Source organism: Brevibacterium sp. S22 (assembly GCF_004745485.1).
Classification (GTDB): domain Bacteria; phylum Actinomycetota; class Actinomycetes; order Actinomycetales; family Brevibacteriaceae; genus Brevibacterium.
On the sequence record NZ_RHFG01000019.1, the window covers coordinates 43,479 to 67,199 of the forward strand.

Genomic DNA, 23,721 nt, shown 5'->3' on the forward strand with positions numbered 1-23,721 from the left:
GAAGGAGAATCACCATGTCGCAGCGCCTCGGAATCGCTGTCATCGGCGCCGGAATGGCCGGCCGGGCACACGCCTCGGCCTGGCGCGCCGCCCCCACCGTCGGCACCGGCGGACTGCCGGACCTCGAGCTCGTCTCCGTCTGCGACATCGCCGGCGACCTCGCCGCCGCGGCTGCGTCTCGTTACGGATTCTCCCGCCACGACACGAACTGGCAGGATATCGTCGAGGCCGACGACATCGACATCGTCAGCGTCGTCGTCGCGAACTCGCTGCACCGGGAGATCGTCGAGGCCCTGCTCGCGGCCGGCAAGCATGTCCTGTGTGAGAAGCCGCTGACCGACACGGTCGACGACGCCCAGGCGATGGTCTCCGCGGCCGAGAGTGCCGACTCGATCGCCCGCCTCGGCTTCACGTTCCGCCGCGCCCCGGGTCTGGCCGCCATCCGTGACTTCATCAACGACGGCACCCTCGGCGAAGTCCACCACATCAACGCCTGGTACTGGACCGACTATGCCTGCTCCCCCACCGCACCGATGAGCTGGCGCTACAAAGGGGTGCTCGGCAGCGGCGCCCTGGCCGATGTCGGCAGCCACCTCACCGACACCGTCGAGTTCCTCGCCGGCCCCATCCAGTCGGTCTCCGGCGGCCGCTTCCACACAGCGATCACCTCCCGTCCGCTGCCGCTGAGCCACGTCGTCGGCCACGACCACGTCGAGGTCAGCGACGAATACGAGCCGGTCGGCAACGATGATTACGCCGGCTTCGGTGTCGAATTCCCGACAGGATCCGGCATCCTCCAGGTCTCCCGCATCGCCGCTGGGCATCCGAACAGCCTCGGCGTCGAGGTCTTCTGCGCGAACGGATCGGCCAGCTTCGACTTCCGCTTCCCCGGTCAGATCGTGCTCAACCAGAGCATCGACGGCCACGCCGCAACCGGACTGACGACGATCCAGCTCGGCCCCGAACACCCCTACATCGCCGACGGCCTCGCCATGGCCGCCCCCGGAGTCGGCGTCGGACAGAACGACGGCTTCGTCTTCCAGGCCCGCGCCTTCCTCGACGAGGTCGCCGGCCGCCCCGAGGCCGAATCTCTGCCCCGCTGCGCCCAGTTCTCCGAGGGCCTCCACGCCCTCGAAGTCCGCGACGCAGTCATCGCCTCGGCCAACGACAACGGAACCGCGAAGGAGGTCGCAGAATGAAGTACGGCGTCTACTCGGCCATCCTCCACGACCGTCCGCTGCCCGAAGCCCTGTCCGTGATCAAAGGACTGGGACTCGACGCGGCGGAGGTCAACGTCGGCGGCTTCCTCCCACCGATCCACATGCCCACGATCGACGACATCCTCACCTCCGACGATGCCCGAGACGACTACCTCGGCACCTTCGCCGAGGCGGGGGTCGAGTTGGTGGGCCTCAATGCCAACGGCAATCCCCTCCACCCCGATTCCGAGATCGGTCCGTCGACCCTGGCCGACATCGAGCGGGCGATCACGGTCGCGAACCGGCTCGGGCAGACCCGCGTGGTGACGATGTCGGGCCTGCCCGGGGCGAATGCCTCGGCACCTTCTCCCACCTGGATCGTCAATCCCTGGGAGTCCTCCCACCTCGACATCCTCGAGGACCAGTGGGATCGCGCGGTTCCCGTCTGGCGCGACCTCGACAGGCTCGCCGCCGACAATGGGGTGCAGATCGCGATCGAGATGCACCCGCACAATCTCGTGTTCAACCCGGCCACCCTCGAACGCCTCGTCGAACGGATCGGCGCGACGAACGTCGGTGCCGAGATGGACCCGTCCCACCTGTTCTGGCAGGGCATCGATCCCGTCGCCGCGGTCGACCACCTCGGCGAACTCGTCGTCCACGCTGCGGCCAAGGATGTGCGGATCAACGAGGCGGCGAAGATCCACGGCGTCCTCGATGACCGCCACACACGCTTCACCGGGGATCGGATCACCCGACTCCGCGGCGGGGCGGCGATCAACAAATGGCCCGAAGGATCAGCCTGGGACTTCGTGGCGCTCGGTCGCGGACACGACCAGGACTTCTGGAACCGGTTCGTCGCCGCCCTGGCCCGCGTCGACCCGGACATGGCCGTGCACATCGAGCACGAGGACGAATCCCTCGGCAGGATCGAAGGACTCGAAACCGCCGCTGAGGTGCTGCTCACCGCCGCACGGAACACGTGAGTCCGCACGTCGGACGGTTCACGCGCGACCGGCGATTCCCAGACGACGAGTGACGTCCGAGACGCAGAGACTCCCACGACATGGGGACGGTGACCCGCGCGGGTCACCGTCCCCAGGCCACACCTGGCCGAGTAAGCTCGAGTCAGATCCCCGACTCCCCGACGAGGCAGGAGCCCATGGCACGCGAACCCGAGACCGAACTCCCCGCGGAGTTCTTCGGTCCACTCGACCGCTCTCCCGGAGCCGTGCCCCTCTACGTCCAGATCGCCCGCAAGCTCGAGGCCGCGATCGCGACCGGTTCGCTCGTGGCCGGAACCCGGCTCGAGAACGAGGTCGCGATGGCCAAGCGCATCGGCCTGTCTCGCCCGACGGTTCGGCAGGCCATCCAAGACCTCGTCGACAAAGGGCTGCTCGTGCGCCGACGCGGCATCGGCACACAGGTCATCCAGCGACCGGTCGCCCGCCCCGTCGATCTCACGAGCCTCTACGAAGACCTCGAGAAGTCCGGCAACCCGCCCTCGACCGTCGTCCTGTCTCATCGCGTCGTAGCCTCCGACCCCGAGACGGCCGAACGACTCGGCGTTCCCGTCGGCACTCCTAGCCTGCACCTGCGCCGCCTGCGCCTGGTCGGTTCGACACCGTTGGCGGTGCTCCACAATGTGCTGCCTGCACCCTTCACCGACATCACCTCCGATGAGCTCGTGAGCACCGGCCTGTACGAGATGCTGCGTTCACGCGGGGTGGTCTTCTCGATCGCGCAGCAGCGCATCGGGGCGAAGGCCGCCGACGACACTCAGGCCGAACTGCTCGACATCGATCCGGGCTCACCGCTGCTGACGATGAACCGCACGGCCCTCGACCACTCCGGCGACATCATCGAATGGGGCGACCACTGCTATCGGCCCGATCTCTACTCCTTCGAGACGACTCTCGTCTCACGCTGAGCCGCACATCGCCGCGCCTCCACGGGTGCACTCTCGCCTCCACGGGTGCATCCTCATCGCCCCGCCGCGCCGATCCGCGACCTCAGAAAGCCGCGCCCCGACCCCTCCTAAGAATTTTCGGAACAGGGGGGTGACGGCGACCACGAACGGTGATAATGTCATAACAAATAGTTTGTCCTAACAAATACTCGTCACGGCATCGCTGCCGTAGAGAAGGATGGCCAGCATGACCTCCTCGCCGACACCGGCTCCTCGCCCTGAGTCGGTTCGCTCTGAGCCCGTTCAGCCTGAGTCGGTTCGCTCTGAGCCCTTCGACCTCATCACCGTCGGACGCATCGGAGTCGACATCTACCCCCTTCAGGACGGAATCGGCCTCGAGGACGTCGAGACCTTCGGGAAGTACCTCGGCGGCTCGGCCTCGAACGTCGCCGTCGCGGCCGCCCGCCACGGAGTCGACTCGGCCGTCATCACCGCCACCGGCAACGATCCTTTCGGCCGCTACCTCCATGCCGAGCTCACCCGCCTCGGCGTCGACGACCGCTACGTCACGACCAGTCAGACCCTGAACACCCCGGTGACGTTCTGCGAGATCTTCCCGCCCGACGATTTCCCGCTCTACTTCTATCGCGAGCCCAAGGCCCCCGATCTCGACATCGCCGAGGCGGACCTCGACCTGGCAGCGATCGCCGAGGCCCGCATCTTCTGGGCCACGGTGACCGGGCTGAGCGTCGACCCCAGCCGCAGCGCGCACCATGCCGCGTGGGCAGCCCGCGGCCGCGCCGAGCACACCGTCCTCGACCTCGACTACCGCCCCATGTTCTGGGAGTCCCCGGAGATCGCCAGCGCCGAGGTGGCCCGTGCACTCGAGCTCGTCACCGTCGCCGTGGGGAACAAGGAAGAATGCGAGATCGCCGTCGGCGAGACCGTGCCCGACCGCGCCGCCGATGCGCTGCTCGAACGCGGTGTCGAACTCGCGATCGTCAAGCAGGGCCCCAAGGGCGTGCTGGCGAAGACCGCGGACGACCGGGTCGAAGTCCCTCCCCACACCGTCGAAGTGATCAACGGACTCGGTGCCGGCGACGGATTCGGCGGCGCCCTGTGCCAAGGCCTGCTCGCCGGCTGGGACCTCGAATACCTGCTCAAGTTCGCCAACGTCGCCGGCGCCATCGTCGCCACCCGACGCGAATGCTCGACCGCGATGCCCAGCACCGACGAGGTCACCGCGGTGATCGGCGAACCCGCCGCGACCACCACCCCGACGCTCACCACCTCCGCGAAGGACGCCTGATGACGATCTCCCTGCCCTCCCCCGACGCTTTCGCCCGCCTGCGCGACCTCCGCTTCGACGACCCGAATGCCATCCCCGCGGCTTGGGCGGCCCGTTCCCGACGTCCCATCGGCGGTGCCGACTCACGGCTGTTCATCGTCGCCGCCGACCATCCGGCTCGCGGGGCGAACAAGGTCGGCGACGACCCGCTGGCGATGGCCGACCGGGAGGATCTTCTCACCCGCCTGGCCACGGCGCTGCAGCACCCCGGAGTCGACGGTGTGCTCGCCAGCCCGGACATCCTCGACGATCTCGTCGTCCTCGGCTGCCTCGAGGACAAACTCGCCGTCGGTTCGATGAACCGCGGCGGACTCGCCGGTTCTTCCTTCGAGATCGACGACCGCTTCACCGGCCACACCGCGGCCGGTATGGCCCGCGACGGCATCGACCTCGCGAAGACGCTGCTTCGCGTCTGCCTCGATGACCCCGCGACCGCCTCGGCGCTGGCCGCGAACGCCCAGGCAGTCAACGACTGCCGAGCCGCGGACATCCCGGTCATGCTCGAACCCTTCATCAGCGAATGGGGCGGCGGGAAGGTCCGCAACGTCCTCACCCCCGAGGCCGTCATCGCCTCGATCGGCATCGCCCAGGCACTGGGGACCTCGTCCTCGCACACCTGGCTGAAGATCCCCGTCGTCGACGACATGGAACGAGTGCTCGCGGCGACCACGCTGCCCACCCTGCTGCTCGGCGGCGAGCGCTCGAACGACCCGGAGGCAACGTTCCGCAGCTGGGAGCACGCACTGTCCCTGCCCGGCGTCCGCGGCCTCGTCATCGGCCGCTCCATCGTCTATCCCGCCGACGGAGACGTGTCGGCCTCGGTCGACCGAGCGGCAGGTCTCGTCCACGGAGCAGAGAGGGCACACGCATGACCAACGAATGGTTCCACCCTCGCGGCAGCCTCGCCCGCGACGGCTTCGAATCCGTCGTCGATTCGTCGATCCCCGGCTGGGAGCACACCGGCCTGCGGGTCCTCGACCTCGGGGAGCAGTCCGGTCCGATCACTGTCCCCGCCGCCGAGCTCGAACGCGTGCTCGTCCCCCTGGCCGGGCAGACGTTCACCGTCGAATACGCCTTGGCCGACGGCTCCAGCGGCAAACAGGTGCTGGCCGGACGGACTTCGGTCTTCCACGGTCCCGCCGACTGCCTCTACCTGCCCACCGGCACCGCGCTGACCGTGTCCGGTGACGGGCGGATCGCCGCCGCCGAGGCGCCCACCGCCGAGATCCGGCCCGTGCAGTTCCTGCCCGCGGCGGAGGTTCCCGTGGAACTGCGCGGAGCAGGACGCTCGAGCCGACAGGTCCACAATTTCGCGACCCCGGCCGGACTCGACTGCGTGAAGATCATCGCGTGCGAGGTGATCACGCCTGCCGAGAATTGGTCGTCCTATCCCCCGCACAAGCACGACGAGGCGGTCGCCGGATCCGAGTCACGGCTCGAAGAGATCTACTACTTCGAAACCGCTGTCTCCCGCGGCCTCACGGCACCGGACGCCGCCGATCCGATCGCCCTGTTCTCGACATACTCGTCTCCCGCAGGAACGATCGAGACCTCGGCCATCGTGCGCACCGGCGACGTCGCCCTCGTCCCGTACGGGTACCACGGGCCGCTCGCCGCAGCCCCGGGATACGACAACTACTACCTCAACGTCATGGCGGGACCGGACCCAGAGCGCGTGTGGCTGATCAGCGATGATCCCGCACATGGCTGGGTGAGGGCCCAGTGGGAGGACGAGGAGTTCGACTCCCGACTGCCATACACCGCCGAAGGAGAAGTGAAATGACCACGATGACGGTCGCCCAGGCGCTGGTGACCTTCCTGTCCCGCCAGTACACCGTCGACGGTGACATCCGGCAGCGGACCATCGCTGGGACCTTCGGGATCTTCGGCCACGGCAACGTCGCCGGAATCGGGCAGGCCCTGCGCCAGCTCAGCCGGGACGAACCGGGAGCCATGCCCTACCACCAGGCTCGCAACGAACAGGCCATGGTCCACCAGTCCGTCGGATACGCACGAATGAATCGACGCCTCTCGACGTTCGCTTCGGCGGCGTCCGTCGGTCCGGGTGCTGCGAACCTGCTCACCGGAGCGGCGCTGGCCACGGCGAACCGACTGCCCGCCCTGCTCCTACCCTCGGACACCTTCGCCACCCGGGTCGCCGACCCGGTCCTCCAACAGCTCGAACACCCGCACGACACTTCTCTGCAGGTCACCGATGCGTTCCGCCCGATGTCACGGTTCTTCGATCGCGTCGACCGGCCCGAGCAGCTCTTCTCGATCGCCCTGGCCGCCATGCGCGTACTCACCGACCCAGCCGAAACCGGTGCCGTGACCATTGCGCTGCCCGAGGACGTCCAGGCCGAGACCCTCGAGGTGCCCGACGAATTCCTCGTCGAACGCGACTGGCACCTGCGCCGTCCGTTGCCCGAGACCGGACCCCTCGACCGTGCGGTGGCAGCGATTCGTGAGTCGCAGACTCCGCTCATCGTCGCCGGCGGCGGCGTCCTCTACTCCCACGCCGAGGCCGAGCTGCGGGCCTTCGCCGAGGCGACCGGCATCCCCGTGGCCACGACCCAGGCCGGCGGCGGCACCCTCGACTGGGACCATCCGCTCAACCTCGGCGGGATCGGGGCGACCGGGTCGGCCGCGGCCAACCGCATCGCTGCCGAGGCGGATCTCATCATCGGTATCGGCACCCGCTACAGCGACTTCACGACCGCCAGCCGCACCGTCTTCGCCCACCCCGAAGTCCGCTTCGTCAACCTCAACGTCGCCCCCTTCGACGCGGTCAAGCACGGCAGCCAGCTGCCGCTCATCGCCGACGCCCGGGAAGGGATCACCGCCCTGAACGACCGCCTCGGCGATCATCGTGTCAGCCCCGCACTCACCGCCAGGGTCGAAACCGAACGCAGCGACTGGATCTCCGTCGTCGATGCGGCCACAGCCCCCACCGCGGCCGAACTGCCCGGACAGGCCGAGGTCATCGGCGCGGTCAACACCGCCGCCGGCCCGACCGACGTCGTCATCCAGGCCGCCGGTTCCCTGCCCGGAGATCTGCAGAAGCTGTGGCGCACTCGCGATCCGCTCGGCTACCACGTCGAATACGCGTTCTCCTGCATGGGCTACGAGATCGCCGGCGGACTCGGCGTCCGCCGCGCCATCGACGCCGCCGGTGAGGACCGGGAAGCCATCGTCATGGTCGGTGACGGTTCGTACCTCATGCTCCACACCGAACTCGTCACCGCAGTCGCCGAAGGCCTCAAACTCATCGTCGTCCTCATCCAGAACCACGGCTACGCCTCGATCGGACACCTCTCCGAGACCGTCGGAGCACCCCGCTTCGGCACCTGGTATCGCAAATATGACGCCGAGGCGCCCGACTTCCGCACCGACGAAGTCCTCCCCGTCGACCTCGCCGCCAACGCTCGGTCCTATGGCATCGACGTCGTCGAGATCGCACCGGGACCGCACGCGAGCACCCGGCTCGCCGATGCGGTCAAGGCAGCCAAGGCATCACCGACCTCGACGCTCATCCACGTCGACTCCGATCCGCTCGACTACGCTCCCGACGGAGAAGGCTGGTGGGATGTGCCCGTCGCCGAGGTGGCCACGACCGAGGACACCCGAGCAGCCCGCGCCCAGTACGAAACCGAACGGAAGCGGCAGCGACCGCTGCTGTGAGGCGCCGCGTGCGCGCCAGCCCGAACACCGACAGTTCCCGAAGGACACCCCATGACAACGACAACGCCGTCACCCGAAGCTCAGGCCTCGGCCGAGCAGAATATCGCCTCCCGAACCCTGCGCATCGGCACCGCCCCCGACTCCTGGGGAGTGTGGCTGCCTGACCACCCTGGCCAGGTTCCCTGGCAGCGTTTCCTCGACGAGGTGGTCGACGCAGGATACACGTGGATCGAACTCGGACCCTACGGCTACCTGCCTACGGATCCATCTCGGCTGAGTGAAGAGCTCGGCAGCCGCGGTCTCAAGCTCTCCGGCGGAACGGTATTCACCGGATTCCACAAGACCGATGACCAGTTCGACCGGGCGTGGAAACAGGCCGAGGCGGTCGCCGCTCTCACCGCCGAACTCGGCGGCGAGCACATCGTCGTCATCCCCGACCTGTGGCGTTCGGACACCACGGGCCAGGCGCTTGAGTCCCGCACACTCGATTCCGAACAGTGGACGCGAATGGCCGCCGGACACGACGCCCTCGGCAAGGCACTGTATGAGGAGTTCGGTCTCCACCAGCAGTTCCATTCCCACGCCGACTCCCATGTCGGCACCCATTCCGAAGTCGAACGGTTCCTCGAACTCACCGATGAGCGCTTCACGAACCTCTGCCTCGACACCGGGCACTTCTCCTACTACGGCGGGGACAACCTGGGTCTCATCGAGGATCATCCCTCCCGGATCGGCTACCTCCACCTCAAACAGGTCGACCCAGTGAAGATCTTCGACGTCCTCAAATCCGACACATCGTTCGGCGATGCCGTCGCAGACGGGATCATGGTCGAACCCGATCAGGGGACTCCTCCCCTCGACCCGATCATCGAGGCCGTCGCCGGTCTCGACGAGAACACCTTCGCGATCGTCGAACAGGACATGTTCGGCTGCAGCGTCGATGCCCCCTTCCCGATCGCACAGCGAACACTTGCCACCATCCTCGGTTCGACCGAGGCCGCGGTCGTCGACCGCTGACAACCCACCGCACACGGACCCCGCAGAACGCGGACACCGCAGATCAGACACCAGGAGAGACAATGACGGAATCGGACCTGACACAGGACTTCAGGGTCGGCGTCATCGGCGCCGGAATGATGGGCGCCGATCACATCAAGCGCATCACCTCGACGATCAGCGGGGCCCGCGTCACCGCCGTCGTCGACCCCGACGCGGCTCGAGTGGCCGCAGCTCTGGAGAACGCTCCGGGAGCCGTCGGATACTCCCGGATCGAGGATGCCATCGCAGCCGACGCCGTCGACGGAGTCCTCATCGCCACCCCCGGGTTCCTCCACGAACAAGTACTGCTGCCCAGCCTCGAGGCCGGGCTGCCGATCCTCTGTGAGAAGCCGCTGACGCCGGATCCGGAATCGTCGTGGCGGATCCTCGAGGCCGAACAGGCCACCGGGAAGCATCTCATCCAGGTCGGCTTCATGCGCCGCTTCGACCCCGAATACCGACAGCTGCGCGAACTCGTCGAGACCGAGCAGGCCGGTGAGCTGCTCATGCTTCGCTGTGCCCACCGCAACCCGGCGGTCCCGGAGAGCTACGTGCAGGAGATGCTCATCACCGACTCCGTCGTCCACGAATTCGATGTCGTCCCGTGGCTGGCCGACTCCCCCATCGTCTCGCTCGAAGTCAAGCACGCCCGCCGCAACCGGCTGACGCCCGAACGCCTGAAGGAGCCGATCCTCGTGCTCATGGAACTCGAGAACGGCACGCTCGTCGATCTCGAGATGAATGTGAGCATCCAGTTCGGCTACCAGGTGACCACCGAGGCGGTCTTCGACTCGGGCATCGCCCGGATCGGAGAGGCGCACGGCCTGCAGCTGTGGCACCAGGGGCGTTCCGGTCTCGCCGAACATGCCGACTTCACCACTCGTTTCGCCGCGGCCTATGACAATCAGGTGCAGGCCTGGGTGGACGCGGCTCGTCGGGGCGCCATTGCCGGTCCTTCGGCCTGGGACGGCTTCAAGGTGGCCGTGGCCTGCCAGGAAGGCGTCGCCTCGCTGCTCGACGGCAGGCCCCGCACTCTCGACCTCCCGGATACCCCCACCTTCTATCTCTGACCGACCGCCCACTCACTGTCACCTCGGGAGCATTCATGAAGATCGCCTACGATCCCACTCCGCTGCACCACACGCACCGACTGCTCGACTTCCCGGCGGCCACCGCGGACCTCGGGTTCGAGCACATGCAGCTGACCCCGCACCCTGACTTCGCCACGCACTTCCGTTACCCGAAGATGGACCGCGACCTCATCCGTCGCTTCGCCCGCAACGTCGAGGCCGCCGACATCACCCTGCCCGCGCTGCTGCCCGTCCAACGCATCGCATGGCCGGACGAAGCCAAACGAGTCGCAGCGGTGAAGAACTTCCGTCGGGTCATCGAGATCGCCGTCGACCTCGGTGTGCGCACGATCAACACCGAGTTCAGCGGCCGACCCGAGGCCTTCGAGGATTCCGAGGTCTCCTTCTACCGGTCGATGGACGAGCTGCTGCCGATCATTGAGAAAGAGGGCCTGCGACTCAACTTCGATCCCCACCCCGACGACTTCGTCGAGGACGGCCACGAAGCATGGCGAGTGCTGCGCGGTCTTGATTCGGAGTCGATCGGTTTCGTCTGGGTCGCCTCGCACACCTTCCACTACGGAGACTGCCTCGAGACTCTGCTGCCGGAGCTCGGTGATCGCCTGCGCGCTGTCTACATCTCCGACGCCTTCGACCACCGGGCCTCGCACGGGCTGCGCTACATCGCGAACCCGCCGACCACCTCGGCGAGGGTGCACCAGCATCTCAAGGCAGGGGACGGGGACGTCGACTTCGACGCTCTCTTCGCCGGTCTCGGGGCATCCGGCTTCCTCGGCCGGGCGGAGGCCCTCATCGTCTCCAACGTGTTCGGAGAGAACGAGAACAACGAGGCCGTCAGCCGCTTCCAGAAGCAGCGGATCGACGAACTCGTCAGCGAGCAGGGAGGTCGGACCGGCTGAGAATCGCATCACCGCGCGGGCTCGCACCGTCGGGTCGACGCGAATCCACTGATCGAACCACGTAAGCGCACCACCTGCACCAATACTGAACAGCCTTCCTCAACCGCACCGCCGACAAGCGGTGGGGCACCCCTGTTGCGCTTCGTTTGCGCGCAGATTGAGAATCATTCAAAGGAGAGTGAATGCCATGAGCGGTCAAGTGAAATCGCTGGTGGAACTTCCGCCCGACACGAAGGGCCCGCACACCTCACGACTGGGCATCATCGCGGTCGTCGCCACATTCGGCGGCCTGCTGTTCGGCTACGACACCGGAGTCGTCAACGGCGCCCTCGAACCGCTGACACACGACTTCGGCCTGACGCCTCGTACCGAAGGGCTCGTCGTCAGCTTCCTCACCATCGGTGCCGCGTTCGGTGCGATCACCGGCGGACGGCTCTCCGACGCGTTCGGACGCCGCTCGAACATCATCCTGTTGGCGACATTCTTCATCGTCGGCACACTCGCCTGCTCGCTCGCGCCGAACTGGCAGTTCCTCGCCGGAGCCCGATTCTTCCTCGGACTCGCGGTCGGCGCCGCCTCGACGACGGTGCCCGTGTATCTTGCCGAACTCGCACCATTCGAGAAGCGAGGTTCGCTCGTCACCCGCAATGAGGTGATGATCGTCGTCGGCCAGTTCGCCGCCTTCGTCATCAATGCGGTCATCTTCAACGTCTGGGGAGAGCACGACGGCGTATGGCGCTATATGCTCGCCGTCGCCGTTCTCCCGGCCATCGCACTGCTCGTGGGCATGATCTTCCTGCCCGAGAGTCCCCGCTGGCTGATCTCGAAGAACCGGGACGATCAAGCGCTCGACGTCCTCAAACAGGTCCGCTCCGACGATCGCGCCGAAGCAGAGATGAGAGAGGTCGAACTCCTCGCCGAGCAGGAAGAGGTGGCCAAGACCGGCGGCGTGTCCGACCTCGCGTCGAAATGGGTGCTCAGGCTCGTCCTCATCGGCGTCGGCCTCGGCGTCGCCCAGCAGCTGACGGGAATCAATTCGGTGATGTACTACGGCACTCAGCTGCTCACCGACGCAGGATTCTCCGCCGATGCCGCGATCATCGCGAACACCTTCAACGGACTCTTCTCCGTCCTCGGCGTCACCGTCGGCATCATGCTCATCAACCGTCTGCCGCGCCGATTCATGCTCCTCGGCGGATTCGTCCTCACCAGCTCATTCCACCTGCTCATCGGGCTCTCCGCCGTGTTCCTGCCTGAGGGCACCTTCAAGGCCTACGCGATCCTCGTGTTCGTCGTGCTGTTCGTCTTCTCGATGCAGGGCACGCTGGGGCCGCTCGTCTGGCTCATGCTCGCCGAGATCTTCCCCTTGAAGATCCGCTCGTTCGCAATGGGCATCTGTGTCTTCGCCCTGTGGCTGGCCAACGCCGCGGTCGCTCAGTTCTTCCCGAGCGTGGTCGCGGGCCTCGGCATCGCGAACACCTTCTTCCTCTTCGCCGGGCTCGGAGTGCTGGCCCTGCTGTTCATCTACTTCTTCGTCCCTGAGACGCGGAACAAGACCCTCGAGGACCTCGAGGCCGAGTTCCGCACGAAGTACGGTGAGTGACGTGAGACCTCAGTCTTCGACTTCATCGCCGGAACCGCTCGGTCTGTCGGCACCGCTCATCCTGCCGGCAGCTTCAGCCGCATCGTCCACTCTCTCCATCGAAGGAGCCCATCATGTCGATCCTCGTCGCCGTCACTGACCGCGCTGAAGGCGCAGCGGCCGTGGCTGCCGCCATCGCCGAAGCGAAGCTCTTCGACACCGACCTCGTCATTGTTCCCCTCGGCATCGCCGCAGACTTCGACACGTCTGCGCTCGATGACAGCGGAATCAGCTACACCGTCATCGCCCGCAGGGGACGCGGCGATCGTGACCCCGCCGAGGCGGTCCTCGACGAACTCGAGGAACGCTCGGATGTCGACCGCCTCGTCATCGGGATGCGACGTAGGTCCAGGGTCGGCAAGATGCTCATCGGCTCGGTGAGCCAGCGCCTGCTTCTCGACTCCCCGGTTCCGGTTCTCGCCGTCAAGGGCTGAGGACTGAAAGCTCCAGTGGCAGGCCGAGCGGGTGCGCACCCGCTCGGCCCGTCGACGTGGGCACAGGGCGTCGTGGCTGATCAACGCAGGCACCGGCCAGCGTGAACGCCCACCCGCTACCACTCACCGACTCCGTCCGCCATGTGAGATATCCCTCTGGCCAGAGGTCTCCTCAACAGCTTCACGCAGGTCTATTCTGGGACCGGATCGCGCAGAACCGGGCTGAACGCCCGCCCCGATCCCGCCGCACGCCATCGCTGTCGCCGCCGACAGCGAAAGCCGCCGGCACACCGCGAACGCAGAAGGCATCAGGCGCATCCCGATTGAGAATCAAGGAAGCCCCATGCCCAGTCAGTCCAGCACCGCAACGCTGGAAGCAGCCACCGCACACCATGCCCGCAACCATGCCCGCCTGTCGATGGCGGGAAAGATCACAGCGGTCCTCGCTCTCACCCTGATCATCTACTTCATCCCAGCACCCGAGGGCATCGACCCGCGCGGGATGCACATGGCCGGAATCTTCGCCGGAACCATCCTCGGGCTCATCCTGCAGCCGCTGCCGACCGCCTCGGTGGCTCTGATCGGACTGGCCGCCGCCATGGTCACCGGCACGATGGACGCGAAGACCGAAGCCCTCCAAGGGTTCGGGAACTCGACGATCTGGCTGATCGTGGCCGCGTTCTTCATCGCCGACGGCTTCCTGCTCACCGGCCTGGGACGTCGCATCGCGCTGCTGTTCGTCTCTCTGCTCGGCAAGTCCTCGCTCGGACTGTCCTACGGCATGGCGCTGACCGACCTTGTGCTCTCCCCGGCCACACCGTCGAACACCGCCCGTGCGGGAGGCGTCGTCTATCCGATCGTGCGATCGCTGGCCTCGGTCAACGACTCACACCCATCCAGCGATGAGTCGCGGAAGAAGCTAGGCGCCTACCTCTCCCTGACCTCGGTGCAGGTCAACACCATCACCTCAGCGATGTTCGTCACCGCCATGGCCGGCAACCCGCTGGCCGTGGGCTTCGCCGCCGATGCCGGCGTCGACATCTCCTGGGGCACCTGGGCGCTGGCCGCCATCGTCCCCGGACTCGTCGCACTCATCGTCATGCCCTGGTTCATGGCCAAGATCTATCGGCCCGGACTGACGAAGACCCCCGAGGCTCCCGCCCACGCTCGCGAAGAACTCAAAGAACTCGGCCCCATGAGCCGAGGCGAGTGGACCATGCTCGCAACATTCGTCCTCCTGCTCCTCCTTTGGGTATTCGGCGACATGATCGGTGTGGATGCCACCTCGGCGGCCTTCGTCGGCGTGGCGATCCTCCTCGTCACCAAGGTGCTGACATGGAAGGACATGGCCGCCAACGGCGGAGCCTGGTCGACTCTGATCTTCTTCTCCGTGCTCGTGGGCATGGCCACCCACCTCAACACCCTCGGAGTGATCGGCTGGATCGGCGACGAGGTAGCCGGGCTCGTCGGCGGGATGCCGTGGATGGCCGCGTTCGCCGTCCTCAGCCTCGTCTACTTCTACGTCCACTACCTCTTCGCATCGAACACGGCGCAGATCGTCGCGATGTACTCCGTGTTCCTCGGAGCCGCAATCGCGACCGGCGCTCCCCCGCTGTTCGCCGCGCTGGCGCTCGGTTTCATCGGCAACCTCATCGGCGGGCTCTCGCACTATGCCTCGGGCCCCGCGGGTGTGATCTACGGTTCCGGCTACGTCACGACCACGGAATGGTTCAAGGTCGGCTTCCTCGCCTCCGTCGTCAACGTCCTCATCTGGAGCCTCATCGGCGGAGGGTGGATGTCCCTGCTCGGGATGATGGGCTGAGTTCCTCACCGAGGCGGCCCGCTCGCTCTGTGCTCGACGAGGCAGCCCGGCGTTCGCTGACGTTCGGTCAGTGTTCTGGCTACCTGGTCCCGCCTCCGCGGACCGGCGGATGGCCGGGCAGCTGGCGGGCCGCGTCAGCAGGATCACCAGTGAGCTCGACGACGCCACGTGCCGTGGCCGCCTCGGCGAGTTGAGGATATCCTGCCGCCGAGGCGGTCCTGGCGATGGCATCGATCGCTCGCTGCGATGACTGCCGCCCGGTCGCTGCGAACCAGATCCAGCGGCCGTCGATCGACCGCGGAATCGGGTCGAGTGCAAGCGTGAAACGCCTGCGGCCCCGCCGGGCGTCCTCGGCCGAACAGGCAACGAAGTGGATGCCATTCCTCGTCCACCACGACGCTCTCAGCGTCGACTGCGAAATCTGTCCCTGCAGCCCAACCTCTTTGAGATATCTGTTCGCGCCGGCGACCCCGGCAATGCTGCCGGGCGTGATCTGCTGATAGGGAATGACGTAGGGACGAATGCCAGGAGCGATAGAGCCGACGATGAGCCCGCGTTCGCAGACGATGAGCCGCTCACCCGCAAGATAGAGAAGGATCACAGCGAACATCACCGCGAAGATGATGCCCGGAGCAGCTGCCAGCAACGGCGTCTCCCCCGGGTTGATGAACGTCAGACCGGTGAAGATCAACCAGCAGAGGACGAACCCCGTCACGGTCTTCGGTCCCGGGCGATCGGCGAAGACCTCGACGACGTCGCCGAGCTCCTCACGGTGACGACGGGCCTTTCCCATCACAGAACCCAACAGAACCCCAACCTTCGGATCAATAGTCAGCTGCGCAAAGCCCCGAACAGAAGGTCACTGTGCATCAGAAGTGTGAGCGTACTGATTTTCATCACTACGTGTGCACTTACGGGCTACAGTCGTGGGCTATCCCCGCGCTGGGTGCGCAAACCGGCCTGCGCACCAAAAAGTCCCTCACCAGCAATTCTGCCAGGTGAGGGACCTTTCTTCGGTGCGCCACGAGGGATTCGAACCCCCAACCTTCTGATCCGTAGTCAGATGCTCTATCCGTTGAGCTAGTGGCGCATGTCGCCCGGACTCACGCCCTGCAACTCGAACAACTATACACACCCGTTTCACCGAAGCTCAAATCGCACCCACGTGCGCTTCGCCACATTGGCACTCACCGTCAGAGCCGCCTCGGCGAGAGGGGATAAAATCGCAGATTTCAGCCGAGAGTCACTAACGAAAATATCAGTCAGTTCATTGAAACAACACGTCACACCATTGCGACCTTCACGTCAAACAACCTCTGGCTGTGATCCAATGCACATCTTCGAGTGACCGAAACCGACGTTTTTCGTTTCCGCCCCCATCCTACGGTGGTTGTGTACCAACCGCTCGACGGACCGACCAGCCGCCCGAGACCAAACCCTCGCACTCGACCCAACAGGAGACCACTCATGACTGTCCTCGACCAAGATGTCGTCGCTGACCAGCTGAAGAACGCACCGACTGAGAACGAGTCGGTGCTCTCGTTCGTCGGCCGGATCGCCGCCCTGACCACCCCGAACGACATCGTCTGGATCGATGGTTCCGCAGCACAGAAGAACGAGATCGCTGAGAAGCTCGTCGAGGCCGGCACCATCAAGCGCCTGACCGGCACCAAGGACTCCTACTACGCGGCCTCCGACCCCGAGGATGTCGCCCGTGTTGAGGGCCGGACCTACATCTGCTCCGAAGACGAGAAGGATGCCGGTCCGCTGAATAACTGGGTCGCCCCCGCGGAGATGAAGGAAACACTCAACCCGCTGTTCGAGAGCGCGATGCGCGGACGCACCATGTACGTCATCCCCTTCGTCATGGGCCACGCCGAGGCGGACCAGCCGATGTTCGGCATCGAGGTCACCGATTCGGCCTACGTCGTGCTCTCCATGCTGGTCATGGCTCGCTCGGGCAAGTACGCCCTCGACGCGATCGACGCCCAGAACGCGAAGTTCGTCGAGTGCGTCCACTCCGTCGGCGCTCCGCTGGAAGAAGGACAGGAGGACGTCGCCTGGCCCTGCAACACCACCAAGTACATCACCCACTTCCCGGAAGAGCGCTCGATCTGGTCCTTCGGCTCCGGCTACGGCGGCAACGCGCTGCTGGGCAAGAAGTGCTACGCGCTGCGCATCGCCTCGGCGATCGCCCGCGACGAGGGCTGGCTGGCTGAGCACATGCTCATCCTCAAGCTGACCAGCCCCGAAGGCGTCGTCAAGTACGTCGCCGCCGCGTTCCCCTCGGCCTGCGGCAAGACCAACCTCGCCATGATCGAACCGACCGTCCCCGGCTGGAAGGCCGAGACCCTCGGTGACGACATCGCCTGGATGCGCTTCGGCGACGACGGCCAGCTCTACGCCGTCAATCCCGAGTTCGGTCTCTTCGGTGTTGCTCCGGGCACCGGATACACGACGAACCCGACCGCGATGCGCGCCATCGAAGAAGGCGGCAACATCTTCACCAACGTCGCGCTGACCGACGACGGTGACGTGTGGTGGGAAGGCAAGACCGACGAGGCACCGGCCCACCTCACCGACTGGAGGGGCAACGACTGGACCCCTGAGTCCGACACCCCCGCTGCTCACCCGAACTCGCGTTTCTGCACACCGATCGCGAACGTGCCGACCCTGGCTCCGGAGTGGACGAACCCGAACGGTGTGCCGATCTCGGCCATCCTCTTCGGCGGCCGTCGCAAGACCACGATGCCGCTCGTGACCGAGACCAAGGACTGGACGCACGGCGTGTTCATGGGTTCGGTGCTCTCTTCGGAGACCACCGCTGCCGCGACCGGCGCCGTCGGCGTCGTCCGCCGCGACCCCATGGCGATGCGTCCGTTCATCGGCTACAACGTCGGTGACTACCTGCAGCACTGGCTCGACATCGGCAACACCGAGGGCGCCCAGCTGCCGAAGATCTTCTACGTCAACTGGTTCCGCCGCGATGACGACAACTCGTTCCTGTGGCCCGGATTCTCCGAGAATTCGCGCGTCCTCAAGTGGGTCTTCGAACGTGTCACCGGCACCGCCGAGGCCGTTGAGTCCCCGCTCGGCCTTACCCCGGTCGAAGGTGGCCTGGACACCGAGGGCCTCGACTTCACGGATGAGCAGCTGCGCAAGGCTCTCGCCATCAAGCCCGAAGAGTGGGAGACCGAACTAGGCCTCATCGAAGAGTGGTACGCCGAGCTCGGCGATTCGGTTCCAGCCGAACTGCGCGCCGAGGTCGACAACCTCCGCGCCCGTCTCGGCCTCGCCTGAGTCGCTTGACTGAGTCGTTTGGCTGAGTTGCTTGGCTGAGTCGTTTGGCTGAGTTGCTTGGCTGAGTCGTTTGGCTGAGTTGCTGTCGGCCTGATCCGTCCGCCCGTCGACAATCCCCCAACCGCCGCCGAGGTGGTTGGGGGATTGTCGTGTCCGTGAAGTTCGTGTGCTCCGCCGCTTCTGACTGCGCGGGACGACCAGCTTCGAGCTCCAGCTGCTTGATGCAGCGGTGAACGACTCTTGCTGAGCATCCGTCACCGGCAGCGTCAGGTCACACAGTTGGTCGCATAACGACGCATCAGCCGCAGTACGCCCTCGCAGCGGCATAACGCACCGGTGCAACGGTGCAAACTGCCGCTAAGGGTGAGGGATGGTCAGCGGTGGACGCCCAGCAACCAGGCCACCGCGCTACAGAGCGAGATCAGGCTCCGTGCAGGGCGGGGACGATGAGGTAGACGCCGAGCAGCACGACTGCTCCGCAGATTCCGAAGACCGTCCAATAGGCGACGGGCAGCGCTGAACCGCTGCGGCCCTCGTCGATCCGGTCGAGATGCGTGGCGCGCATCCGTACAGCAAGGGAGAACAGAGTGATGACGATGACGGCCGAGACCCATGTCGCGGCTGCCACAATGGCGAACGAGCTCCACTCGATCATTTCGCGTCTCCCTTATCGTTCGAATCTGCCCGGCCTGCATCTGCCCGGCCCGCGTCGGCTCCGGACGAAGACGATCCGGTCTTCGTCGCCTCGGCCGGCACGGCCCCGTTCTTCTTCGCGTCGCGGTGGGCGCGGCGCTTCTCCTTGGCCGCGCGCTTCTCATCCCAGGCCTCGTAGCGAGCTTCCCGCTTTGCCTGAGCTCGCTTGCGGTTGCGGTCCTTGCGCAGTTTGCGCTTGCGACCGCGGATGTTGACGGCTTCGCCGACGGTGTCGAAGTTCGAGATGTCGGTATCCTCGACCCGGCGGGAGCTGAGGTAGATCCACAGCACCACGATGACGGCGACGACCGTGTCGACGATGACGCCGATCGTGCCCAGGTGGGCGATGCCGGCAGCAATCGCACCGACGATGGCTGCGGCGGGAATCGTCAGCAGCCAGCCCGAGGCGATCCGACCGGCCGTCGACCACTGGACGTCGGCGCCCTTGCGGCCCAGGCCCGAACCGAGCACCGAACCGGAGGCCACCTGCGTCGTCGACAGTGCGAAGCCGAGGTGGGAGGAAGCGAGGATGGCCGCGGCCGTCGACGTCTCTGCCGACAGCCCCTGTGCGGCCTTGACCGTCGTCAGCTTCGTGCCGAGGGTGTCGATGATGCGCCAACCGCCGACGTAGGTGCCCAGTGCGATCGCCAGGGCACATGCCGTGATGACCCAGATGTGCGGACCGGTCCCGTGCTCCTGCAGGTTCGCGGAGACGAGCACGAGGGTGATGACGCCCATCGTCTTCTGTGCGTCGTTCGTGCCGTGGGCGAGCGCGACCAGCGAGGATGAGAAGATCTGTCCGTATTTGAACGGTGCGCGGCGAGCGGTCTTGCCTTCTTCGTTGCGGCGAGTGATCGCATAGGCGATGCGGGTGCACAGGTAGGCGCTGAAACCGGCGATCACCGGTGCCGCCAGAGCCGGGAGGACGACCTTGGACAGGAACACTCCGTAGTCGACGGAGTTGAGTCCGGCACCGACGATAGCCGCGCCGATGAGGCCGCCGAAGAGCGCGTGGGACGATGAGGACGGGAGGCCGAAGCGCCACGTCGCCATGTTCCAGATGATGGCGCCGATGAGGCCGGCGAGGATGAAGTCGGGAGTGATCTGGACTCCCCCGCCGCCTTCCTTGATGATGCCGCCCGAGATGGTCTTGGCCACCTCGGTGGAGAGGAAGGCACCGACGAGGTTGAGGATCGCGGCGAGCGTGACCGCGGTCTTCGGTTTGATGGCCCCGGTCGCGATCGGGGTGGCCATGGCATTGGCCGTATCGTGAAAGCCATTGGTGAAGTCGAAGAACAGTGCCAGTGCGATGACGAGCACGACGACGAAGATGATTTCCACTAATCGACCTTGGGTGTAGACACTATTCGGACCGTGGATGATGCAGCTGACGGCCAGCCATCACTATCCCGCAGAAGTCTACCCACAGATTCAACTGCTCTTCACCCGCAATTCGACCCTACTCCACCTCATTCACCTTTTGTTCACTTTTGACGTGCGCAAACAGGCCCCGCCCGGCTGAGAGTGCAATAGCACTCACATTCCGAACGGGGCCCGAATACTGCGATCCCCTCGCCGAGGCGACCGCCGACTCTCCCATCTTCGCTGCGGAATCCGCGGCCTCCCCTTACCGAGGTGACGCTGCCTTCGCGCGCTCCGAATCTACTCCGTGACGTACCGATCCGCGACGTCGAGTGCCCGGTCCAGGGCGGCGAGACCGAACCGCACGTCGTCATCCGGAGTGTTGAGCGGCGGCACGACGTGGATGCGGTTGAAGTTCGCGAACGGCAGCACGTCTTCGGCCTTGAGCGCGGCGATGACCTCGTTCATCTCCGGCGAGCTGCCGCCGTAGGCCGCCAGCGGCTCCTTCGTCTCCCGGTTCTTCACGAGTTCGACGGCCCAGAAGCAGCCCATTCCGCGCACATCGCCGATGGAGGGGTGACGCTGCGCCATGTCGCGCAGGGCCGGGCCGATGATCTCCGCGCCGAGGCGCTCGGCGTTGTCGACCATGCCTTCAGTCTCCATCGCGTTGATCGTCGCGACCGCTGCCGCGGAGGCCAGCGGGTGGCCCGAGTAGGTCAGTCCGCCCGGGTAGGCGCGCTCGCGGAAGGTCTCGAAGATCTCGCCCGAGATCGCGACTCCGCCGAGTGGGACGTACCCGGAGTTCACGCCCTTCGCGAAGGTGATGAGGTCAGGGGTGACACCCCAGCGGTCGACGGCGAACCAGCGGCCGGTGCGCCCGAAGCCGGCCATCACCTCGTCGGCGATGAAGACGATCCCATACTTGGCGGTGAGTTCACGCACGCCTTCGAGGTAGCCGGCCGGAGGGGCGTAGATCCCCGCGGTTCCGGGGACGGTCTCCATGATGAGGGCAGCGATGTTGCCCGGCCCCTCGAGGGTGATCATGTCCTCGAGGTGGGCCAGCGCCCGCTGCGTCTCCTCGGCCTCGGAGGTCGAGTTGAAGTAGGAGCGGTACTGGTAGGCGGGCATGAAGTGGACGATGCCCTCGGCCGAGTAGTCATTGGCGAACCTGCGCGGATCACCCGTGACGTTGACGGCCAGCTGGGTGCCGCCGTGGTAGCTGCGGTAGGCCGAGAGCACTTTCGTCCGTCCTGTGTGCAGCCGTGCCATGCGGATCGCGTGTTCATTGGCGTCGGCGCCGCCGTTCGTGAAGAACACGTGGTCGAGGTCGCCCGGGGTGCGTTCGGCGATGAGCCGCGCGGCCTCCGAGCGGGCGTCGTTGACGTGCTGCGGAGCGATCGTGCACAGCTTCCCGGCCTGCTCCTGGATCGCTGCCACGACCGTCGGGTGCTGGTGGCCGATGTTCGTGTTCACCAGCTGCGAGGACATGTCGAGAAGCTTCCGACCCTCCCCGTCCCAGATGTAGGGGCCGGCCGCGTCGACGATCGTCATCGGGTCGAACGGCCCCTGTGCCTGCCAGGAATGGAAGACATGCGCGCGATCGAGTTCGTACGCGCGCCGGCCTTCGGCCAGGCGGTCCTCGCCGATCCGCGGCTGGGACTGTGCGGGGGCCGCTTGGGGTGCGGTCACCTCGGTGGTGGTGTCAATGGTGGTCATGTCGGTCCTGCTTTCGTCAGTGGGCGAGCTCGCGCGGGTGGGGTCGCGGTTCGGTCGCCGAGGTGGTTCTGCGTCAGTCGTTGGTGGGGAATCCGAGGTTGAGTCCGCCGTGGCTGGGGTCGAGCCAGCGTGAGGTCACGACCTTGCCGCGGGTGAAGAAGTGGACGCCTTCTTCGCCGTAGCCGTGGGTGTCGCCGAAGAGCGAGTTCTTCCAGCCGCCGAAGGAGTAGTAGCCCACGGGGACGGGGATCGGCACGTTGATGCCGACCATGCCGACTTCGACCTCGTTCTCGTACCGTCGGGCCGCTCCTCCGTCGTTTGTGAAGATCGCGGTGCCGTTGCCGTAGGGGTTGGCGTTGATGAGGTCGAGGCCTTCGTCGTAGCCGGGGACGCGGACGACGGCGAGCACGGGTCCGAAGATCTCGTCGGTGTAGATCGACATGTCGGTGGTGACATCGTCGAACAGGGTCGGGTTGAGGAAGAAGCCCTGCTCGTGGTCGTGGTCGCGGCCGTCGAGGACAACCGTGGCCCCCGCCTCGGCGCCGGCATCGATGTAGCCTGCGACCTTGTCGCGGTGGGCGGCGGTGACCAGCGGCCCCATATCCGGTTCGGTGGTGCCGTCGCCGATGCGCAGCGTCCGGGTCCGTTCGGCGATCTTGGCCACGAGTTCGTCGGCGATCGATTCGACGGCCACGACGACGGAGATCGCCATGCAGCGTTCGCCTGCGGCACCGTAGCCGGCGTTGACGGCAGCGTCGGCGGCGAGGTCGAGGTCCGCATCGGGCAGGACGAGCATGTGGTTCTTCGCTCCGCCGAGCGCCTGGACGCGCTTGCCGGCGGCGGTGCCGTTCTCATAGACGTACTTCGCGATCGGGGTCGATCCGACGAAGGACACCGAGGCGACCTCGGGGCTCTCAAGGATCGTGTCGACGGCTTCCTTGTCACCGTGGACGACGTTGAAGACGCCGTCGGGCAGTCCGGCTTCCTTCCACAGCTCGGCCATCCAGTTCGCGGCCGAGGGGTCCTTCTCCGAGGGCTTGAGCACGACGGTATTGCCGGCGGCGATCGCGACCGGGAAGAACCACAGCGGGACCATGGCCGGGAAGTTGAAGGGCGAGATGATCGCGGAGACGCCGAGGGGCTGGCGCAGGGAGTGGACGTCGACGTTCGTCGAGGCGTTCTCCGTGTGACCGCCCTTGAGCGCTCCGGCGATGCCGCACGCGAATTCGACGACCTCGAGACCGCGGGCGACCTCACCGAGGGCGTCGGAGACGACCTTGCCGTGTTCGGCGGTGATGATCTCGGCGAGTTCCTGCTTGCGGGCGTTGAGCAGCTCACGGAAGTTGAAGAGGATCGCGGTGCGGCGGGACAGCGAGGTGTCGCGCCAGGCCGGGAATGCCTCGGCGGCGGCAGCGATCGCGGATTCCACGGTCGCCTTTGATCCGAGTGCCACCTGGCCGCTGACGACGCCGGTGGCGGGGTTCGTGATGTCGCCGAGGCGGGTGTCCGTGTCCGCGGCGACGGACTCTCCGTTGATCCAGTGGTTGAGGGTGGTCAGAGCGGTCAAGGTGGTCATGCGATGTCCTT

Annotated in this window: 19 protein-coding genes and 1 tRNA gene; 14 read left to right on the forward strand and 6 right to left on the reverse strand. The window is 66.1% G+C overall.

From position 1 onward, the window contains the following. Window positions 1-14 precede the first annotated feature (14 nt). The 13 genes from EB835_RS14510 to EB835_RS14570 all read left to right on the forward strand — a co-directional run bounded on the left by EB835_RS14510 (window position 15) and on the right by EB835_RS14570 (window position 15,063). The gene (locus tag EB835_RS14510) at window positions 15-1,199 is read left to right on the forward strand and encodes a Gfo/Idh/MocA family protein (RefSeq protein WP_135810165.1); all 1,185 of its coding nucleotides are present in this window, start codon (window positions 15-17) and stop codon (window positions 1,197-1,199) included. Next, on the forward strand, window positions 1,196-2,185 hold the full coding sequence (locus EB835_RS14515; protein ID WP_135810166.1) for a sugar phosphate isomerase/epimerase family protein: 990 nt from the start codon (window positions 1,196-1,198) through the stop codon (window positions 2,183-2,185). The genes EB835_RS14510 and EB835_RS14515 overlap by 4 nt, the downstream gene beginning before the upstream one ends. Before the next feature lie 176 nt (window positions 2,186-2,361). Beyond that, window positions 2,362-3,129, forward strand: coding sequence for a GntR family transcriptional regulator (locus tag EB835_RS14520; RefSeq protein WP_135810167.1), 768 nt, complete (start codon window positions 2,362-2,364; stop codon window positions 3,127-3,129). Window positions 3,130-3,355: 226 nt separating this feature from the next. Then, the gene (gene iolC / locus EB835_RS14525; RefSeq protein WP_135810168.1) at window positions 3,356-4,417 is read left to right on the forward strand and encodes a 5-dehydro-2-deoxygluconokinase; all 1,062 of its coding nucleotides are present in this window, start codon (window positions 3,356-3,358) and stop codon (window positions 4,415-4,417) included. After that, a complete protein-coding gene (locus tag EB835_RS14530; RefSeq protein WP_135810169.1) occupies window positions 4,417-5,328 on the forward strand; it encodes a Cgl0159 family (beta/alpha)8-fold protein in 912 nt (303 codons plus the stop codon). The genes iolC and EB835_RS14530 overlap by 1 nt, the downstream gene beginning before the upstream one ends. Then, window positions 5,325-6,239, forward strand: a complete 915-nt coding sequence (iolB, locus tag EB835_RS14535) for a 5-deoxy-glucuronate isomerase (RefSeq protein WP_135810170.1) — start codon at window positions 5,325-5,327, stop codon at window positions 6,237-6,239. Before EB835_RS14530 ends, iolB begins: the two co-directional genes overlap by 4 nt. Further along, window positions 6,236-8,137, forward strand: coding sequence for a 3D-(3,5/4)-trihydroxycyclohexane-1,2-dione acylhydrolase (decyclizing) (gene iolD, locus EB835_RS14540; protein WP_135810171.1), 1,902 nt, complete (start codon window positions 6,236-6,238; stop codon window positions 8,135-8,137). The genes iolB and iolD overlap by 4 nt, the downstream gene beginning before the upstream one ends. Window positions 8,138-8,188: 51 nt before the next feature. Further along, entirely contained in the window at window positions 8,189-9,154 is a 966-nt protein-coding gene (locus EB835_RS14545; protein ID WP_135810172.1) for a sugar phosphate isomerase/epimerase family protein, read from the forward strand. A 62-nt stretch (window positions 9,155-9,216) separates the two neighbouring features. Further along, complete coding sequence (locus tag EB835_RS14550; RefSeq protein ID WP_240688765.1) at window positions 9,217-10,245, forward strand: Gfo/Idh/MocA family protein; 1,029 nt, start codon at window positions 9,217-9,219, stop codon at window positions 10,243-10,245. 35 nt (window positions 10,246-10,280) lie between these two features. Further along, window positions 10,281-11,165 (forward strand): sugar phosphate isomerase/epimerase family protein, encoded by an 885-nt coding sequence (locus tag EB835_RS14555; protein WP_135810173.1) that lies wholly within the window; start codon window positions 10,281-10,283, stop codon window positions 11,163-11,165. Between the two features lie 187 nt (window positions 11,166-11,352). Continuing rightward, window positions 11,353-12,768 carry a sugar porter family MFS transporter gene (locus EB835_RS14560; protein WP_135810174.1) on the forward strand — a complete coding sequence of 472 codons (1,416 nt, stop codon included), beginning with the start codon at window positions 11,353-11,355 and terminating at the stop codon, window positions 12,766-12,768. 113 nt (window positions 12,769-12,881) lie between these two features. Further along, window positions 12,882-13,241 (forward strand): universal stress protein, encoded by a 360-nt coding sequence (locus tag EB835_RS14565; RefSeq protein ID WP_135810175.1) that lies wholly within the window; start codon window positions 12,882-12,884, stop codon window positions 13,239-13,241. 343 nt (window positions 13,242-13,584) lie between these two features. Beyond that, the gene (locus EB835_RS14570; protein ID WP_135810176.1) at window positions 13,585-15,063 is read left to right on the forward strand and encodes an anion permease; all 1,479 of its coding nucleotides are present in this window, start codon (window positions 13,585-13,587) and stop codon (window positions 15,061-15,063) included. A gap of 79 nt (window positions 15,064-15,142) precedes the next feature. Here the strand turns inward: EB835_RS14570 and EB835_RS14575 are convergent, their stop codons facing one another. Both EB835_RS14575 and EB835_RS14580 read right to left on the reverse strand, forming a co-directional pair. Then, entirely contained in the window at window positions 15,143-15,856 is a 714-nt protein-coding gene (locus EB835_RS14575) for a hypothetical protein (protein WP_135810177.1), read from the reverse strand. Window positions 15,857-16,080: 224 nt separating this feature from the next. Next, window positions 16,081-16,153: transfer RNA gene (locus EB835_RS14580), tRNA-Arg, on the reverse strand. A gap of 377 nt (window positions 16,154-16,530) precedes the next feature. Here EB835_RS14580 and EB835_RS14585 point away from each other — a divergent pair. Further along, window positions 16,531-18,363, forward strand: a complete 1,833-nt coding sequence (locus tag EB835_RS14585; RefSeq protein WP_135810178.1) for a phosphoenolpyruvate carboxykinase (GTP) — start codon at window positions 16,531-16,533, stop codon at window positions 18,361-18,363. A 421-nt stretch (window positions 18,364-18,784) separates the two neighbouring features. Here EB835_RS14585 and EB835_RS14590 read toward each other — a convergent pair whose 3' ends face one another. The 4 genes from EB835_RS14590 to EB835_RS14605 all read right to left on the reverse strand — a co-directional run bounded on the left by EB835_RS14590 (window position 18,785) and on the right by EB835_RS14605 (window position 23,710). Then, entirely contained in the window at window positions 18,785-19,018 is a 234-nt protein-coding gene (locus EB835_RS14590; protein WP_135810179.1) for a hypothetical protein, read from the reverse strand. Beyond that, entirely contained in the window at window positions 19,015-20,397 is a 1,383-nt protein-coding gene (locus EB835_RS14595) for an inorganic phosphate transporter (protein ID WP_135810180.1), read from the reverse strand. The genes EB835_RS14590 and EB835_RS14595 overlap by 4 nt, the downstream gene beginning before the upstream one ends. A gap of 321 nt (window positions 20,398-20,718) precedes the next feature. Then, window positions 20,719-22,134, reverse strand: a complete 1,416-nt coding sequence (locus tag EB835_RS14600) for an aspartate aminotransferase family protein (RefSeq protein ID WP_135810181.1) — start codon at window positions 22,132-22,134, stop codon at window positions 20,719-20,721. Between the two features lie 73 nt (window positions 22,135-22,207). Next, window positions 22,208-23,710: a CoA-acylating methylmalonate-semialdehyde dehydrogenase gene (locus tag EB835_RS14605; protein WP_135810182.1), complete on the reverse strand. Its 1,503-nt coding sequence runs from the start codon at window positions 23,708-23,710 to the stop codon at window positions 22,208-22,210. Window positions 23,711-23,721 lie beyond the last annotated feature (11 nt).